Genomic DNA, 17,732 nt, shown 5'->3' with positions numbered 1-17,732 from the left:
AACAAGGCATTTTCAGGAAAATAGGCCCAAAACGCTACCTGAATTCAGAGATCAGCGGCTGGGTAAACCTCAGGTCGTTGAAGTCATAGTACTGCCGGGTGGTCTGGAAGATCTTGAAGTCCTGCTGCCCGTTGACTTCGGGCAGGCGCGGATAATAGCCCAGCAGGATCTGGATGGTGTTAAACGTGAAGTACTCGTTCCTGAAACGCAGGCCCAGCCCAAAACCGGTGTACGGCTTTTCCTTGAGAGGCGACTTGTTCTGGGTGCTGGTAAGCCAGGCCGCATCGGCAAAGCCTACCAGGGCCAACCGGAAGCCCAGCAGGCTTAGCGGGGTAAACAGGTTGGTCTCGTAGTTGAGCACAAACTTACGGTAGCCCCGCACCGTGGCCGAGCTAAAGCCCCTGATGCCGTCTTCCTGGTCAATGTCCAGGGCAAACAAATCGGGGCGGCGCATGCCTATGGCGGTGCGGTTCCAGAGGAAGTGCCGCCAGCGCCAGTTGCGCAGCCGGTACAAAGGCGTGAAGTACAGCGCCTCTGAGGTGAGCACCCCCTGCTCCCAGGAGTTGTTGTGCCGGTAGCTGCCATACTCCAGGCCGCCGTAAAGGTAGCCAAAGCTGGGCTGGTACTTGCCAAAGGCGCCTTTCACGCCCAGGTAGAGGCGGTTCTTGAGCGCCCCGTCCTCAAACCCGGCCGTGATGGCCAGCAGGTTGCCCGCCGGAATATCCTCCGTTCTACCAAACCCAAACAGGTACTGGTCTTTGTAATACCTTCTAAAGCTGTACCCAAAGGAAGTAAGGTAAAGCCGGGCGCTTTGCATGGTGGGCAGGCTTCCCTGGGTGTATTTGATGTTCATGAACCGGGCCGCCGTAATGAGCCGGCTCGGGTTTTCCTGGGCCAGGTCATACGACTTCAGCCCGAACGAGCGGCCTATCCAGAAGTCCTGGATGTTGTAGTCCAGGGGCGTGTGCGGAATGGGCTGGTCGGGCTGCTGAGGGTCCTCTTCATAGTAGTTGGGCTGCAGGGTCTGGTACCAGCCCGCCGAGGCTCCGCCAGCATAGCGGGTATTGGTGGCGAAGAAATCACGCCGGAAGCTGATGCTCTGCTGCTTGTAGTAATGGGTGTTCTGGTAGAGCAACTCCGCCGAGATAAACGTGTTGGAGATGTTCTGGATAAAGTAGCTCCCCGAGAACTGCCAGCTTTGCGGCTCTGACAGTCCAAACCGGTAACTGGTCCTGATCTGGTGTCCCACGCCCATGAAGTTGATGTCGCGCAGGGCCAGGCGGGTGCCCGAGGTACTGGCCGAGCCCGACCCGCTGATGCTGAAGACGTCTTTGGTAATGATGACAATGTCCACGCTGTCTCTGGTGGAAGTGGAGTCGTTCACCAGCACGCGGGCGTCCAGGAGGTAGGCCGTCTGACGCAGCAAACGCTCCGATTCAGACAGGGCCAGGGGTTCCAGCAGATCGCCCTCCTTGAACAGGATCTGGTTGCGCAGCAGGCCCTGCTTGGTGCGCATGTGCAGGGCGTTGCCCAGCCGCTCAAAAGCATTGTCGGGCAGGGCCAGCGTGTCATGGATGGAGTAACCAAAAGCGTCCAGCCGCTTGAAGTAAATGCTGCGCACTACCTTGTAGTTGTGCTTCTCGTGGGCCTGGGGCAGCAGTTCGTTCTCTATTGGCCCATCAACTCTTCGGGGCTTCAGGACCACCAGCGCTTTCACGGCCCGGCCAAAGAGCGTCTTCTTCTGGCTAATGCGCTTGAGCGACTGCAGGAAGCTTTTGGGGTTGGTAGTATCGGCAGGGGCCTGGACGGAGTCTGGTTTGGAAACGGGCGGGGTTTCCTGGGCAACGGCTGTAAAGCAAGTGCACCAGCACGCCATTGCCAGCAGCAACAGCAGCCTGGGGTACCTGAAACTTGTACTGGCCGTCTTCATACCTTATACTCCATCTCTTAAAATACGGCAAATTCCGGGAAAAACCACAATGGGGAAAACAATGCTATTGTGGTTAGTTTTATCCACAGGGTGTTGATAAAATGTGGCTAAAATATTTAGTTATTTAACCTGCTTTGTGCTAACTTGCTAACGTAATCAGGGACTTAAACCACATAGCAGATGCAGACTTCGCTTGTAGAAAAACTAAGTATTTTGGCAGATTCTGCAAAATACGACGTTTCCTGTTCTTCCAGCGGCGGTAAACGCAAAAATGAGGGCAAAGGGTTGGGCAATGCCGAAGGAATGGGCATCTGCCACAGCTACACAGAGGATGGGCGTTGCGTGTCTTTGCTAAAAATATTGCTCACCAACTTCTGCATTTTTGACTGTGCTTACTGCGTGTCCCGCAAAAGCAACGACGTAAAACGCGCCGCCTTCACGGTGCAGGAAGTAGTAGACCTTACCATCAACTTCTACCGCCGTAATTACATAGAAGGCCTGTTCCTGAGTTCCGGCATTTTCAAAAACGCTGATTATACTATGGAGCGCCTGGTGCGGGTTGCCAAGAAGCTGCGCAAGGAGCATAATTTCAACGGCTACATCCACCTCAAGACCATACCAGGGGCCAGCGAGGAACTGGTAAAAGAGGCTGGCCTGTACGCCGATAGACTGAGCGTGAACATTGAGTTGCCCACCGAGCAAAGCCTGCAGAGCCTGGCACCGGAGAAGAACTTCACCGAAGTGCTCACGCCCATGGGTCACATCAAAGACCAACTGGTGCTGGTGAAGGAAGAAAAGAAACTGTTCAAATCAACGCCTTCGTTTGCGCCAGCCGGACAAAGCACCCAATTGATTGTAGGGGCCACCGCCGAAAGCGACCGCCAGATCCTGACCCTGGCCGACGGCCTGTACCAGAACTATCAGCTCAAGCGGGTGTACTACTCGGGGTACGTGCCGGTAGTGACCGATAGCCGCCTGCCCATCCTCAGTACGCCACCTATTATAAGAGAGAACCGCTTGTACCAGGCCGATTGGCTGGTACGCCTCTACGGCTTTGGGGTGAATGAGCTGGTAGACGAGCAGAACCCGCAACTGGACCTGCAGATTGATCCTAAACTGGCCTGGGCGCTGCGCAACCGGCACGTGTTTCCGCTGGAGATCAACACGGCAGAATATGAGCTGATTCTGCGGGTGCCGGGCATCGGGATTAAATCAGCTAAGAAAATAGTGGCGGCCCGCCGCTTTGCCCACTTAACCTGGGAGCACCTGCGCCAGATTGGGGTGGTGCTGAAACGGGCCAAGTATTTTATCACCTGCGGAGGGCGCAGTTTGGAAACGAGAGAATGGGACGAAGAAGCAATCCGGAGAAGAATCATTTTCGGGGAGAAGGGGAGCCGAGCCAACCTATGGGGCAGCCAACTGGACCTGTTTCAGCAAGCGGGCTAAGAAACCACCCGCCCGCTGCTCTCCCGCCAACCAAAAGAAAAAGAATTGTATTTGTAAAACCTCATACGTCTATCACTATGCCAGCCATCACCAACCGCCAAACCGTAGCCCCTGTTTCTTTCCGTTGCAAACTGAGCACCCTGGTGCCGTATCTGCGCCAGATCTCAGCCCAACGCCACGAGAACAACGGAACCGGCCGACGCACTTCCATCCGCATCGCTTCCTAACAAAGTAAACACCGCGCCATGCATTTCTATACCTACGACGGTTCCTTTGAAGGCCTCCTGACGGTGGTGTTTGAGGCGTATGAGCGCAAAGCCTGGCCTGACCAGATTGGCCGAGAAGGGGAGGCGCCGCCGGGTATCTTCGCCACGCATCTTTTTGTGCCTACTGATGAGGCTAAAGCCAAACGCGTGTGGGAAGGCCTGGGGAGGAAGCTTTCCAAAGAAGCTTGGGAAAACGTGTACAAAACGTACCTCTGGGAGCAGCCCGGCTTTGAGATGCTGATTTTTCGGTTCGCCCGACTGGTATTCTCTAGCCAGCAGAAAGGGGTGGAAGAGAACTTCGCGGATGCGTGCGTGCAGAAGATCGCGGCCATTGGCAAGCAGATGTTCCGGGAAAAACACCGCATGGAAGCCTTCATCCGGTTTCAACGCACCCAGGATGGCTTGTTTCTGGCGCCCATCAGCCCAGACTTCAACGTGCTGCCGCTCATCATCACCCACTTTGAGAAACGCTACGCCGATCAGCCCTGGCTCATCTATGACGTGCGCCGCCAGTACGGAGCCTATTATGACCTGGAGCAAGTGAGTTTGGTCTCCCTAGAGGAAGCGCCACGCGGGCTACGGCAAGGCCAGCTTTCCCCGGATATCCTCACCGAAGTGGAACCCTTGTACCAGCAACTCTGGCAAACCTACTTTGACCATGTGAACATCCCGGAACGGAAGAACAAAAAGCTGCACCTGCTCCACATGCCCAAACGCTACTGGAAATACCTCACCGAAAAAAAGCCCCGGCAACAAGCGCATCAGCCCATCCAGAACAAACAGGTACCCACGGAGCTTAGGCAGTTGAACCCGTAGGTTGTGGATGGTTTTAGGGCTGTTTTCTAGAAATCAGGCCAAAACGGGATTAAGTTGCTTCTTAGGAATAGGGATGAATTGTGGCTAGCCTCCTTAAGCCTAGTTTCTGCATTGCTTTCTCCCTCGCTCGCCTCTGGCGAGTGTGAGCTATCGGGCGGCCTCTGGCCGCATTGGGGTATTTTGTTTAATGAAGTACAATGTGCCTGGCGGCGAGACGCCGCCCAATAACCCACACTCGCCAGAGGCGAGCGAGGAGCACTTAGCAAAGCAGCGGCGAATTTTCTGTATCAATTGACATAAAGCATTTTAGAACGTTTTTTAGCTATTTTCCTGAAAATACCCCAGAAACACTATCTTTGCTCTTCCATTGACAGCACAGGCAGTTTTGGGTACCTCTTCAGACAAAAAGAACATCGTTATTTTCGCTTCCGGCTCCGGGAGTAATGCCCAGCGCCTGCTGGAGCACTTTGAGCACCACCCGCAGATTCAGGTGGCGGCGCTTTTCTCCAACAACCCAGATGCTTTCGCTTTGCAGCGCGCCCAGAACTTTGGGGTGCCCACGGGGGTATTTGACCGCGCGGCTTTGCGCAGCGGCGAGGTGCTGGAGCAGGTACAGGCCTACAACCCAGATCTGATTGTGTTGGCGGGCTTCCTTTGGCTGCTGCCGTCGGGGTTTGTGCAGGCATTCCCCAACAAGATCATCAACATTCATCCTTCGTTGTTGCCCAAGTTCGGGGGCAAGGGCATGCACGGGCAGCACGTGCACCAGGCCGTGATCAACGCGCAGGAAGCCGAGTCGGGTATTACCATCCACTACGTGAACGAGCACTACGACGAAGGCGCGCCCATTTACCAGGAGCGCTGCCCCGTACAGCCCGATGATACCTGCGAGACCCTGGCCGCCCGGGTCCTGACGCTGGAGCACCGGCATCTGCCCCGCGTAGTAGAGGAATTGCTCACGTCTGGTAAAAACAGCCCTAAAACGCCCACTGCCTAACCTATAACTGTGATGACGCACCTGGCACGCCCCTTTCTCCTGCTCCTGCTGGTTTTGGTGTGTCAACTGCGGACCTACGCGCAAAGTAAAATTCCGCTGGAGGTGTACGCCGGAAACCTCAAAGCCGTGCGGGTAACCATAGAAGGCAAGCCTTACCGCTTCCTGTTTGATACGGGCGGCGGCGAAACCATCATTTCCCCCCAGATAGCCCAAGCATTAGGGAAAACTCCGTACGGCCAGCTTTCGGCGTACCGCATGAGCGGCGAGAAAGTGGTATTCCAGAAAAGCGACAGCGTAACCTTATCTTTGAGCGGACAACTCTTGTTCCAGAACCAAGTGGCCGTTTGGGACCTCATGAGCATCCTGCCCAAAGGCTTGCCGCAACTAGACGGCGTTATTTCCCTCAAAACTTTTTCCGGAAAGATTCTGGGCATCGATCTCAAGAACAATCAACTCACGGTAGAAGACGAGAAGAGCTTCGCCGCCAGGCGTAAGAACCTGACTTTGCTGAACAGCCGGTTTGCCAATGGCTTGGCCGGAAATGAGCTGAGCCTTTTCCTGGAAGTGCAGGGCTCCAATAAAAAGCTATGGTTTCTCTTTGATTCGGGAAATTTGGGCCATATTCTGCTTTCCCCCTCTACGGTGCAGGTGCTGGGCCTCAAGGCTTCGTCGGCCCCGGGAACCGAGCTGCAGAACGTGCCGTTGACCCTGCACCGAAAAGCCCTGCCGGCACCCGCCACGGTAAAAGATATCCTGTACGACGGAGCGCTCAACTTCAGCTTCATCAAAGAGAACACCTATTACCTGGACCTGAAAAAGCTTCAGGTGTGGAGAGATTAACCATTCAACAGAACCTATTTATTCACTAGCTATATGAATTCCGTTAAAATCAAATCAGCCCTGATTTCTGTTTACTACAAAGATGGCCTGGAGCCCTTGGTGCGTGAGCTGCAGAAACAAGGGGTTACCTTTTATTCTACCGGCGGTACGCAGACGTTCCTGGAAGGCCTGGGCGCCGAGGTGGTGGCCGTGGACAGCGTGACCGATTATCCTTCCATCTTTGGAGGGCGCGTGAAAACCCTGCATCCGAAGATTTTCGGGGGAATTTTGCACCGCCGTGATCACGAGCAAGACCAGCAGGAAGTAGAGCAGTTCCAGATTCCGGCTATTGACCTGGTGATTGTGGACCTGTATCCGTTTGAAGAAACCGTGGCTTCCGGCGCTTCAGAGGAAGACGTGATCGAGAAAATCGACATCGGGGGTATTTCCCTTATCCGCGCCGCGGCCAAGAACTTCCAGGATGTGTTGATCGTGTCATCGCGCGAGCAGTACGGCGAAGTGGTGGAATTGCTGCAAGCCAAAGACGGCAGCACAGACATCGCTGACCGTAAGCGTTTTGCCGCCAAAGCCTTTGATGTGTCGTCGCACTATGATACCCACATCTTCCATTACATGAGCCAGGGGCAGGAACTGGCGCCGGCTTTCAAGCAGAGCGAGCGCACCAGCCAGACCCTGCGTTACGGCGAGAACCCGCATCAGAAAGGTTTCTTCTACGGCGATTTAGATGCTCTTTTTGACAAACTGAACGGGAAAGAGCTGTCTTACAACAACCTGGTAGACGTAAACGCCGCCGTGTTGTTGATGGCTGAATTCGCCGATCAGCCTGCCGTGGCTATCCTGAAGCACACCAACGCCTGCGGCGTGGCCGTAGCCGATTCCCTGCAACAAGCCTACGTAAATGCCCTGGCCTGCGACCCGGTCTCTGCCTTCGGGGGGGTGATTATTACCAACAAAACCGTAGACCTGGCTACCGCCGAAGAACTGAACAAACTGTTCTTCGAGGTGCTCATCGCGCCGGAGTTTGATGCCGATGCCCTGGAACTGCTTCGTTCCAAGAAAAACCGCATCCTGCTGCGCCAGAAACCGGTGCAACTGCCAACCAAGCTGTTCAAAACCTTGTTGAACGGCGTAATTGAGCAAGACAAAGACCTGGCCACCGAGACCGCCGCTGATTTCAAAACCGTCACCGACCGCGCTCCGTCAGCAGAAGAAGTGGAAGGTCTGGAGTTTGCCCTGAAAGTTTGCAAGCACACCAAGTCCAATACCATCGTGTTGGCCCGCGGAAACCAGTTGCTGGCGAGCGGCGTGGGGCAGACCTCGCGCGTAGACGCTTTGCGCCAGGCCATTGAGAAAGCCAGAGGCTTCGGGTTTGAGCTGGAAGGTGCCGTGATGGCCTCAGACGCGTTTTTCCCGTTCCCGGACTGCGTAGAGATTGCCGCCGAAGCCGGGATCACCGCCGTAGTACAGCCCGGAGGCTCCATCAAAGACAAAGACTCCATTGACGCCTGCAACGCCCGCAACATGGCCATGGTCATGACCGGCGTACGACACTTTAAACACTAATCTCACCCATACAGATGATAAAAGCCCGGCTTCTCTTTGAGAGGCTGGGCTTTTTGTTTTAGGGCTGATTTCGGGAAAATAGGGCTAAAACCTGCAACTTCGGAAGGTTCATTTATAAACTTGCACCAGATCAGAAATGCGTGCGGACACGAGCTGGAAGCTCGCGCCAGCGAAAGCAAGGCAGTTGCAAACTGCCCGCATGGTAGGTCCAAGTCAAAGACTTGAACCATGGAATGTATAAAGGAAATGGAAGAACCTATGGCACTTCCGTGCCTTTTTACTTTCTGTAGGAGCATGTTAGGTACGGAAGTAACTTCCGCGCCATAGAAAGTAAGATCTATTGCTGAGTACCGTGGCGAAAAGGGGAGACCTCACAGGTTTTCAAAACTTGTGGGGTCTGGCGTTCTGAAGCGCACTGCGTCAATGCGAGATCGCCACTATGCAAGTCCACAGTTGGAAGATCCCGATTCCAGTCTTTGGCTCGAGCGCCTCGCTTGTGGCCCTTGAAGGGCAGAAGCTAAGAGTAAACTGCAAGCATGGGCCGCAAGGGCAGTGCGAGGGGCAAAGACGGGGCCCCGCGGCCATGAGCGCTTATCAGAAAAGATGAAACAACTAAGCCCATAAGTTCATAGACAAACGGCAGTTCATAGACAAACGGCAGTTCATAGACAAGCTGCTGCCATGCCAGCAAAAACACACCACACGCCTGCAGAAAGACCAACACATCATCAAAAACAATAGAACTTTTGCCGGAAGCACCAGGCGATACCCCTTTGGCTAACTGCCAAGCCGCGGCGCAGAAGAAAACAAGAAGCACCTTGCCGCCGTTGGAGAAGGCGGGGCGGGGCAGGGCGCTTTTTGCCCGTTTCCGGGAAAAAAAGCAAAAAGCGGAACTGTCTCAAGCTCAAGCGTAATAATTAGCGGGAAATACGTAATTTTGCGCCATTGTAATACTTCGTAAAGAAATTAGTTTTCATATATAGTGTTCTTCAGAGGGCGCACCACAAACTAAGAATGGGATTATTTAATTTTTTCACTGCCGATATAGCGATTGATTTGGGTACGGCCAATACCCTCATCATTCATAACGATAAAATAGTGGTGGACGAGCCTTCCATTATTGCGCTGGACCGCAGAACCAACAAGGTGTTGGCGGTAGGGCGCGAGGCTCAGCAAATGCACGAGAAAACCCACGAGAACATCAAGACCATCCGCCCCCTGAAAGACGGCGTGATCGCGGACTTTACTGCGGCCGAGATGATGATCCGGGGTTTGATCAAGATGATTGACAAAGGCAAAAAGCGTTTGTTCCAGCCTTCTTACCGCATGGTGGTGTGCATTCCTTCGGGCATCACTGAGGTGGAGAAACGCGCCGTGAAGGACTCCTGCGAGCACGCCGATGCCCGTGAGGTCTGGATGATTCAGGAACCGATGGCCGCCGCCATAGGAATTGGGATTGACGTGGAGCAGCCCATCGGGACCATGGTGGTGGACATAGGGGGCGGAACCACCGAGATTGCCGTGATCGCCCTGTCCGGGATTGTGTGCGACCAGTCCATCCGGGTGGCCGGCGACACGTTCAACAAAGACATCCTGGACCACATGCGCCGGCAGCACAACCTCTTGATTGGCGAGCGTTCTGCCGAGCGGATCAAGATTGAGGTGGGCGCCGTGTTGACCGAACTGGACAACCCGCCGGCCGACTTTGAGATCAGAGGCCGTGACTTGATGACCGGTATCCCGAAGGTGATCAAAGTAACCTACCAGGAGATCGCCATCGCGCTGGATAAATCAGTTTCTAAGATTGAGGAAGCGGTACTGAAGGCCCTGGAGATTGCCCCACCAGAACTCTCTGCCGATATCTACGACAACGGGATTCACCTCATTGGCGGGGGAGCCTTGCTGCGTGGCCTGGACAAGCGCCTGGCGGCCAAGACCAAACTGCCCATCCACATTGCCGAGGACCCATTGAGAGCCGTGGTGCGCGGTACCGGAGCGGCCGTGAAAAACATTGAGGGCTTCCGCAACGTGCTGTTGAGCTAAGCACGCGCGCCCATGCGGAAACTCTTTATTTTCATCTTCCGGATTAGGGCTTTTCTGCTGTTCCTGCTGTTGGAGGGGTTCTCACTGTACCTTCTGTACCGCAGCAACGCGTACCACAATGCCGCGTTCTACCAGTCTTCTAACTACTACGTGGGCAAGGTGCTGGAAATCCAGAGCCAGGTAGCCGATTACTTCCGCCTGACGGAGGTAAACCAAAGCCTGGCGCAGGAGAACGCCCAACTGCGGGCGCAGCTCACCCAACTGCAGGAACACCAGCTCAACGACAGTCTGGGCGCGGTGAAAGACTCTGTTTTTGTGCCCGCAGATACCACCGCCCTTGACTCGCTGGGGCCGGCCGTGTTTGTGTACCGGCCCGCCCGGGTGACCAGTAACTCGGTGCGCGGGCTCAACAACCACCTGGCCCTGAACGTGGGCGCTGATGCCGGCATTAGGCCGGGCATGGGCGTGTTAACGGCCAACGGCGTGGTGGGCCGGGTAAAGGCGGTGTCAAAGCACTATGCCACGGTGACCTCCTTGCTGCACTCCCAGACCCTTATCTCGGTGAAGCTGAAGCGCAACAAGAGCCTGGGCTCCATCCGGTGGGACACCGAAAACCCCGAGACCGCCAGCCTGCACTACATTCCGCTGAGCGAGAAAGTCTACAAAGGCGACTCCGTGATCACCTCGGGGGCCGGAGGCATCTATCCGCCGGGCATCATGGTGGGCCGGGTCATCAGTGTGAGAAAGGAATTGGATAAAAGCTTTTACACCATTGTGGTACGGCTGAGCGTTGACTTTGAAAAGCTGTCGTACGTGTACGTGGTGGAGAACAAACGCAAGCCTGAACTAGACAGCCTCCTGCTCAGGTCAGGCATAACCGAAGCCAATGAATAGTTTTAGGTTCATACACTTGGTCCAGTTTGTGGTGTTAATGAGCCTGCAGGTGCTGCTCATGCGCAACCTGGTGCTGTTTGAGACCGGGTTCTGCTTTGTCTATATTGGGTTTATCCTGTTCCTGCCCATTGAGATAGACAAGGTGCTGCTGCTCTTGCTGGGGTTTATCTGCGGGTTCACCATTGACCTGTTCTATGACACGTCTGGGGTGCATTCTGCCGCTACCGTGCTCCTGGCGTACCTGCGCCCGTCTATGCTGAAACTGATCACGCCGCGCGATGGGTATGAGCCCTCAGACCACGCCAGTCTCACGTCAATGGGGTGGCGCTGGTTCCTGACGTATGGCCTGGCGCTCATCTTTGTGCACCACTTCACCCTATTTTTTCTGGAGCTCAACGGATTTAAATTGATAGGTTTTACGTTAGCCAAGATACTGGCCAGTACCCTGTTCACCGGAACGGTGCTGGTAATTTTCCAAATGTTATTTTTTGAGCGAAGGGCAAGAGGTTTTAGATGAAATACTTAGAAGGCCGCAAATACGTTATCCAGGCAATCTTTTTAGCGATAGGGGCGGTTTATCTCATCAAACTTTTCTACATCCAGGTACTGGACGACAGCTACAAGACGGCCGCCGAAAGTAATGCCTTGCGCAGGGTGGTGCAGTATCCGTTTAGGGGCCTCATCTACGACCGCCACGGGAAGCTACTGGTAGAAAACACGCCGGTGTATGACCTCATGGTGGTGCCCAAGGAAGCCAAAGCCATTGACACCCTCAAATTCTGCCAGTTGGTGGGCATTACCTTGCCCGAGTACCGCGAGAAAATCACGACGGCCAAGCAATACTCCTACGTAAGGCCCTCGCCGTTTCTGCAGCGCCTCACCAACGTGGAGTTTGCCGCCATCCAGGACAATCTGGTAGACTTTCCGGGGTTCTACATCAACGCGCGTACGGTGCGGGGTTACCCGCATAAGAGCCTGGCTCACGGCCTGGGGTACATTGGCGAAATCAGCCCGCGGCAACTGGAAGACACGGCGTACCACGGCTACCGCCAAGGCGATTACCTGGGCATCAGCGGCCTGGAGCGCGAGTACGAGCAGTACCTCATGGGCAAGCGCGGGGTGAAGTACACCATGGTGAACGTGCGCGGCATTGAGAAAGGGTCTTTCAAGAACGGCGCGTATGACACGCTGTCAGAGGCGGGCCAGAACCTGATCACCACCATTGACCTGAAACTGCAGGAGTACGCCGAAAAGCTCATGGAAGGCAAAACCGGCAGTATTGTGGCCATTGAGCCTAAAACCGGCGAAATCCTGTCGCTGGTGTCGGCGCCGTACTATGACCCCTCCTTGCTAACGGGTAAAGAACTGGGCAACAACTACATGCAGCTGCTCCGCGACCCCGTGAAGCCGCTCTTTAACCGGCCGCTCATGGCTACCTATCCGCCGGGCTCTATCTTTAAACTGGCGCAGGCCCTCATTGCCCTGCAAGAGGGCACCATTAGCGCAGATACCGGATTCCCCTGCAATTGGTCTTTGGTGAAATGCTCGCACCGGCACCCGTACCCGGCCAACCTGGGCATTGCCATTGAGCAGTCCTGCAATCCGTACTTCTACCAGGTGTTCCGCTCGGTGGTGAACAGGGGCAGATCCAGCAATGTCTACAAAGACGTGAAACTGGGCCTGGACGATTGGAACCAGCACATCAAGACCTTCGGGTTTGCCACCAAACTGGGCATTGACCTGCCCAACGAGAAGCGGGGCCTGATGCCCAACTCCCAGTTCTATGACAAGATCTATGGCAGCAAGGGCTGGAAGTTTCCTACCATTTACTCGGTCAGCATTGGGCAGGGCGAGACCGGCGTAACACCGCTGCAGATGGCCAACTTTGCCGCCATTCTGGCCAACCGGGGCTACTACTACACGCCGCACATTGTGCGCTCCGTGGGCGAGAACGGCAAGCCTCTGCCAGAATACTCGGTGAAACGCTATACTTCCGTTGACCCCAGGCACTTTCCGCCGGTGGTGGAGGGCATGCAGCGGGTGGTGGAGTCTGGTACGGCCCGCTACGCCAGCTTAAATCATATTGGGGTGGTGATTTGCGGCAAAACGGGCACGGTGCAGAACCCGCACGGCAAAGACCACTCGGTGTTTATTGCCTTCGCGCCCAAAGATGACCCCAAGATTGCCATTGCCGTGTACGTGGAGAATGCCGGTAGCGGGGCCATTGCCGCAGCGCCCATGGCCAGTCTGGTGGTGGAGAAATACCTCACAGATACCATCAAGACCGCCTCTCGCAAGCGATGGGAGCACGACATGATGACCGGAAGCTTCTACAAGTGGGGCGATTAGAACGTAACAAATGCGCACTTCCTATAACATATCGCAGAACATAGATTGGGTCACCATTGGCCTGTACGCCCTCATGGTGATCCTGGGCTGGATGAACATCTACGCCGCCGTCTACAACCCAGAGAACGTGACCAGTATCTTTGACTTTTCGCTGAACTCGGGAAAGCAGCTGGCCTGGATCGGCACGTCGGGGGTGATCATTATCATGCTGTTTGCCATTGACTACAAAGCCTATGACTCGCTGGCCTACGGCATCTACTGGTTTGTGATCCTGGTCCTGCTGGGGACGCTGGTGCTGGCTTCGCCGATCAAAGGCTCGCGCTCCTGGCTGGTAATCACAGAGTCGGTGCGGTTGCAGCCCGCGGAGTTCGCCAAGTTTGCCACGGCGCTGGCGGTGTCTAAGTTCATGAGCAGCATCAACCTGCGGCAACAGAACTGGAAAGACCAGGCCAAACTGGCAGGGCTGGCCCTGTTGCCGCCCAGCATCATCATCCTGCAGAACGAGACCGGCTCGGCCCTGGTGTTCGCGGCCTTTACGCTGGCCTTCTTCCGCGAGGGCATGTCGCCGCTCATCCTGATCATTGGCGCGGTGGCCGTGTTTGTGTTCGTGCTCACGCTGCTGATCCCGCAATGGTACCTGGCTGGCATTGTCACGTTGCTCATGGGCGGATACCTCTGGATGAACTTCCACCGGGTGAAGCGCTACCTGCCTACGTTCGTGGGCATCTGGGTGGCCGTGCTGGCCATGGTCTTCAGCGTGACCTACTTCATTGACAACGTCTTGCAGGAGCACCAGCAGAACCGCATCAAGGTACTGGTAGACCCCGAGATTGACCCTCTGGGCGTGGGCTGGAACGTGACGCAGTCCAAGATTGCCATTGGCTCCGGCGGCTTCTTCGGGAAAGGCTTTTTGGAGGGCACCCAGACCAAGTTTGACTTCGTGCCCGAGCAAAGCACTGACTTTATCTTCTGCACCGTTGGCGAGGAGCACGGCTGGATTGGCAGCCTCATCATCATTGCCCTGTTCATGGCCTTGCTTACTCGTATCATCTTTGTGGCAGAAAGGCAGCGGTCGGTTTTTGGCCGCACGTACGGCTACTGCGTGGCGTCTATTATCTTTTTCCATTTCCTGGTGAACGTGGGCATGACCATCGGGCTGGCCCCGGTGGTGGGCATTCCGCTGCCCTTCTTCAGCTACGGTGGTTCCTCGTTGTGGTCGTTCACCATCCTGCTGTTTATCCTGCTGGCCATTGACGCTCATCGCAAGCTGGACCTGGGAAGATAGAACTCTGTATCAGGTAGCTTGAAGCAAGGCAGTTTCGTAATATTAGGCTGTTTTTTAGAAAATGGTCTAAAAACGGGAATCTAAGGAAGACGCTCGCAGGTCCTGCGAACCCTATGAGGTCAACCAATTAGTCCTGAGTCTTGAGTCCTGAGTGGGGAATGGGTATTTAGGTTTATTTGGGAAAAAGTGGTCTGGAACGTATCTGAACCCACCCCCTGCCCCTCCGAGGAGGGGAGTTTTCGGCTACTGTTAGGTGAAAGTAACACCTAATAAGCTCCCATGGCTAAAAAGATTCTGAAGGCGACGGTTGCAGACGATGGAGCAGATTTCTCGTCATTAAACTGTATTTCTTTACTGTTTTACCCCTGTTTTTGGCAAAGCAAGTCCAAAGCGGAATAGCCCAATTCCCCTCCTGGGAGGGGTAGGGGTGGGTTCCCTCGTTCCCACCTCATTCTCCAAAAAGCCCCCTAAAACACATTCCCACTCAGGACTCAGCACTCAAGACTCAGGACTACCGCTTGGCCTTGCAGTGTCCGCAGGTCCTACGCGTGTCTGCACCAACTCCTCTGCTAGGGGACGGAAACGCCTTTCGTGGTAAACTTTTCAGCATAGAAATTCCCCAAACAAAAACGCCTGGCTCCTCTTCAAAAAGGGGCCGGGCGTTTTGGGGCTGTTTTCCTAGAAAGGGCCGGTTAACGGACTAGGCGAATTTACGGTCAATGAGGCGGGTGAGCTTTTGCACGTGCTCTTCTTTGCGGCTCCAGTTGTAGCGGCTGCCCACTTCTTTGATCAGGTATTGCTTGGCCTGGTCAGGGTTGTTGTACTCATCCAGCTGCTTGATCACGGCGTGGTAAGACATGTTATCGCCGTCAAAGAGCTCGTTGATGAACGAGAACCGCTGGTTGATGGAGATGGCATCGCGCAGGGAGCCTATTTTCTGCTCTTGCTGGCGGTCGGCGAGGGTGCTGGAAGTGGGTTGCTTGAGGCGGTCGTTGAGCGTGGGCTTCTGCTCGGTCTGGAAGCGCTCGTTCAGTTTCGGTTCGGCCGCCAGGGCTGGCCTGAAGGTTGGCTGCGCCGGGGCTACCTGGGTGCTCACCGCCGGGGCCGTGAACGGAGCCGGGGCAAACAGTTCTTCGGCCCGCAGGGGCTGCAGGTCATTGAATTTCGCCACCAGGTCGGTTAGGGTCATGCGCTGGGCATCCCGGTCGGCCAGGAAACGGGTCAGCTGCGAGGTGATCTGCGCGCGGTCCAGGGTGCCCGGGGAGAGCGTCTCCAGGAACTGGCGGTACAGCTCTTTGTCTACGTCCTGGTACTTGAGGGTTTCCTGCAGTTTGGCCACCGTGAGCTCATCCAGGCGCAGAAACTTCTCCTCAAACACGGTAAGGGGCTCCAGCACCGCCCGGAACGTGTCCTGGATGGCTTTCACCAGCAGGGGCTCAAAGTGCGGCCGTTTGATGGAGATCTTGCGCGACAGCACGTTCATGAACTGCACCAGGGCGTCTTTCACCTCGGGGTGTTCAAAATCAAAGTAAGGGCTGCGCAGGTTGGCCATCTCATGGTTCCAGAGCGTGAGCAGCTCCCGGATCATGTAAAGATTTACCTGTTTGATGGGGGTAAAGGATATCAGCTGTTGCGCGGTAACCGCCTCATGTTGAGCAAAATGTTCTTCGGTGAGGCGTTGCGCCAAAGCCTGGCTGTACTGCGCCAGACGTATTTGATTATATTTGTCTTTCATTGGAGGAAGCATACGCTGGTAAATATAGCGAAATATGGCCGAATTAACGGTTCAGAATCTGGGCGGAGTAGTGGTAAACGTAGCGCCGGGGCAGACGGTGCTGAAAGCCCTGCACGTGGCCGGCATTGACTGGATGCACGCCTGCGGGGCCAAAGGGCGCTGTACTTCCTGCCGCATGGTGGTGCTGGAAGGCGCAGAGAACCTCCTGCCCGACACCGCCCCCGAGACCCGCTTCCGCAACAACGGCCGCCTCAAGCCCAACGAGCGCCTCACCTGTCAGGCCCAACTCACCGGTCCCGTGACCTGCCGCGTTCCTAACCAAACGAAGCTCCCGCACCTTTCTTATACTCATTGAGTGATTGAGTGGATGATGGATTTGATGATTTGGAGATGTGGAAATTGGAAGATGTCAGGTGCAGCCAAAAATCATTGTCCACTCAACGCCCCCTTTAAATTCTTAATTGATCCAATTCTCTTCTGTAATTCATTTCTCATGATTTAACATATTGATAAATAGTGAATTGGATAACTGTGTGGAAAAATTGTGCATTAGCAGAGGCGCCTTGGCTAGTACCTTTGTTCAGTGATTGAGTCCCATTCACTCATTCACCCATTCACTCAATCACTCATTAAGTAAAGTATGTTCATAGAGCCCCGGGTGGGAAACCGCCAACAGGCCCAGAAGCGCGGTTGGATAGAAGTGATTTGCGGGTCCATGTTTTCGGGGAAGACCGAGGAGTTAATCCGGCGCCTGAACCGGGCCAAGATCGCAAAGCAACGGGTAGAAATCTTTAAACCGGCCATGGACACCCGCTACCATGAATCTGACGTGGTATCGCACAACGCCACTGCCATCCGGTCTACACCGGTGCAGCTTGCCGCCGATATGCTGCTGCCCGGCAGCGGTTGCGATGTTTTGGGGGTAGATGAGGCCCAGTTCTTTGACGAGGCCATCACCGAGGTTTGCGTACAACTGGCCAACAACGGCGTGCGCGTGATTGTGGCCGGTCTGGACATGGACTACCTGGGCAAACCCTTCGGCCCGATGCCTTCGCTCCTGGCCGTAGCCGAGTACGTGACCAAAGTACACGCCGTCTGCGTGCAATGCGGCGAAATCGCCTCTTACTCGTTCCGCAACGCCGTTTCCCAGGACAAAGTCCTCCTGGGCGAAACAGATTCCTACGAAGCCCGCTGCCGCCACTGCTTTGTGGAAGGCATGAAGGGAAAACTGTAAAGAGAGTCCTGAGTCTATAGTCCTGAGTCTTGAGTCAGGATTTGCAAAGCCGTTTTATGCTTGTTTTGATGAAAACAGGCATAAAACGGCTTTTCGGTTTCATTCAAAAAAACAATTACTTAATACCGCAATGCCGATCTGCTGGAAACGATAAAGCAGATCCGCTGGCGCGAGCTTGCAGCTCGTGTCCGCACGCATTCCTGAGCGTTCTTCTTACATTTGTCATCTTGGAAAGATCTTGTGAGCGAACTAGAAAAGCAATGGAGAAACGCTACTACTGTTCGCTCACAAGATCCTGTCAGGATGACAAAAAAGGGTGATCTGCCATGCGTGC

16 protein-coding genes are annotated in these 17,732 nt (G+C 54.9%); 13 read left to right on the top strand and 3 right to left on the bottom strand.

The window, feature by feature from the left end; genetic code table 11:
* Window positions 1–34: 34 nt before the first annotated feature.
* Complete coding sequence (locus tag JT718_RS17750; RefSeq protein WP_240337154.1) at window positions 35–1,930, bottom strand: BamA/TamA family outer membrane protein; 1,896 nt, start codon at window positions 1,928–1,930, stop codon at window positions 35–37.
* Window positions 1,931–2,110: 180 nt separating this feature from the next.
* Here JT718_RS17750 and JT718_RS17745 point away from each other — a divergent pair, with 180 nt between their 5' ends.
* The 6 genes from JT718_RS17745 (at window position 2,111) to purH (ending at window position 7,858) form a co-directional block, all read left to right on the top strand.
* Window positions 2,111–3,376: a putative DNA modification/repair radical SAM protein gene (locus JT718_RS17745; protein WP_205504135.1), complete on the top strand. Its 1,266-nt coding sequence runs from the start codon at window positions 2,111–2,113 to the stop codon at window positions 3,374–3,376.
* A gap of 77 nt (window positions 3,377–3,453) precedes the next feature.
* Window positions 3,454–3,603, top strand: coding sequence for a hypothetical protein (locus JT718_RS17740; RefSeq protein ID WP_205504134.1), 150 nt, complete (start codon window positions 3,454–3,456; stop codon window positions 3,601–3,603).
* Window positions 3,604–3,621: 18 nt separating this feature from the next.
* Window positions 3,622–4,458, top strand: coding sequence for a TIGR03915 family putative DNA repair protein (locus JT718_RS17735; protein ID WP_205504133.1), 837 nt, complete (start codon window positions 3,622–3,624; stop codon window positions 4,456–4,458).
* Between the two features lie 385 nt (window positions 4,459–4,843).
* Window positions 4,844–5,455, top strand: a complete 612-nt coding sequence (gene purN, locus JT718_RS17730; protein ID WP_205504132.1) for a phosphoribosylglycinamide formyltransferase — start codon at window positions 4,844–4,846, stop codon at window positions 5,453–5,455.
* 12 nt (window positions 5,456–5,467) lie between these two features.
* Complete coding sequence (locus JT718_RS17725; RefSeq protein ID WP_205504131.1) at window positions 5,468–6,295, top strand: retropepsin-like aspartic protease; 828 nt, start codon at window positions 5,468–5,470, stop codon at window positions 6,293–6,295.
* A 33-nt stretch (window positions 6,296–6,328) separates the two neighbouring features.
* A complete protein-coding gene (gene purH / locus JT718_RS17720; RefSeq protein WP_205504130.1) occupies window positions 6,329–7,858 on the top strand; it encodes a bifunctional phosphoribosylaminoimidazolecarboxamide formyltransferase/IMP cyclohydrolase in 1,530 nt (509 codons plus the stop codon).
* Window positions 7,859–8,375: 517 nt separating this feature from the next.
* Here purH and JT718_RS17715 read toward each other — a convergent pair.
* Complete coding sequence (locus JT718_RS17715; RefSeq protein ID WP_205504129.1) at window positions 8,376–8,675, bottom strand: hypothetical protein; 300 nt, start codon at window positions 8,673–8,675, stop codon at window positions 8,376–8,378.
* 197 nt (window positions 8,676–8,872) lie between these two features.
* On the opposite strand from JT718_RS17715, the gene JT718_RS17710 reads away from it, so the two are divergent.
* Genes JT718_RS17710 through rodA form a run of 5 tightly spaced genes read left to right on the top strand, consistent with a single transcriptional unit; the run spans window position 8,873 to window position 14,429 of the window.
* A complete protein-coding gene (locus JT718_RS17710; protein ID WP_205504128.1) occupies window positions 8,873–9,901 on the top strand; it encodes a rod shape-determining protein in 1,029 nt (342 codons plus the stop codon).
* 12 nt (window positions 9,902–9,913) lie between these two features.
* Entirely contained in the window at window positions 9,914–10,795 is an 882-nt protein-coding gene (gene mreC / locus JT718_RS17705; RefSeq protein WP_205504127.1) for a rod shape-determining protein MreC, read from the top strand.
* The gene (locus tag JT718_RS17700) at window positions 10,788–11,312 is read left to right on the top strand and encodes a hypothetical protein (protein ID WP_205504126.1); all 525 of its coding nucleotides are present in this window, start codon (window positions 10,788–10,790) and stop codon (window positions 11,310–11,312) included. Before mreC ends, JT718_RS17700 begins: the two co-directional genes overlap by 8 nt.
* Entirely contained in the window at window positions 11,309–13,144 is a 1,836-nt protein-coding gene (gene mrdA / locus JT718_RS17695; protein WP_205504125.1) for a penicillin-binding protein 2, read from the top strand. The genes JT718_RS17700 and mrdA overlap by 4 nt, the downstream gene beginning before the upstream one ends.
* Window positions 13,145–13,154: 10 nt before the next feature.
* Window positions 13,155–14,429 carry a rod shape-determining protein RodA gene (gene rodA, locus JT718_RS17690; RefSeq protein WP_205504124.1) on the top strand — a complete coding sequence of 425 codons (1,275 nt, stop codon included), beginning with the start codon at window positions 13,155–13,157 and terminating at the stop codon, window positions 14,427–14,429.
* Window positions 14,430–15,129: 700 nt separating this feature from the next.
* Here the strand turns inward: rodA and JT718_RS17685 are convergent.
* A complete protein-coding gene (locus tag JT718_RS17685) occupies window positions 15,130–16,164 on the bottom strand; it encodes a DUF8457 domain-containing protein (RefSeq protein ID WP_205504123.1) in 1,035 nt (344 codons plus the stop codon).
* Window positions 16,165–16,198: 34 nt separating this feature from the next.
* On the opposite strand from JT718_RS17685, the gene JT718_RS17680 reads away from it, so the two are divergent.
* A complete protein-coding gene (locus JT718_RS17680) occupies window positions 16,199–16,519 on the top strand; it encodes a 2Fe-2S iron-sulfur cluster-binding protein (RefSeq protein WP_205504122.1) in 321 nt (106 codons plus the stop codon).
* A gap of 285 nt (window positions 16,520–16,804) precedes the next feature.
* The gene (locus JT718_RS17675; RefSeq protein WP_205504121.1) at window positions 16,805–17,398 is read left to right on the top strand and encodes a thymidine kinase; all 594 of its coding nucleotides are present in this window, start codon (window positions 16,805–16,807) and stop codon (window positions 17,396–17,398) included.
* Window positions 17,399–17,732 lie beyond the last annotated feature (334 nt).

The sequence above is a fragment of the Rufibacter psychrotolerans genome, assembly GCF_016924645.1.
Classification (GTDB): Bacteria; Bacteroidota; Bacteroidia; order Cytophagales; family Hymenobacteraceae; genus Nibribacter; species Nibribacter psychrotolerans.
This window is presented reverse-complemented; position numbering and strand designations above follow the sequence as displayed.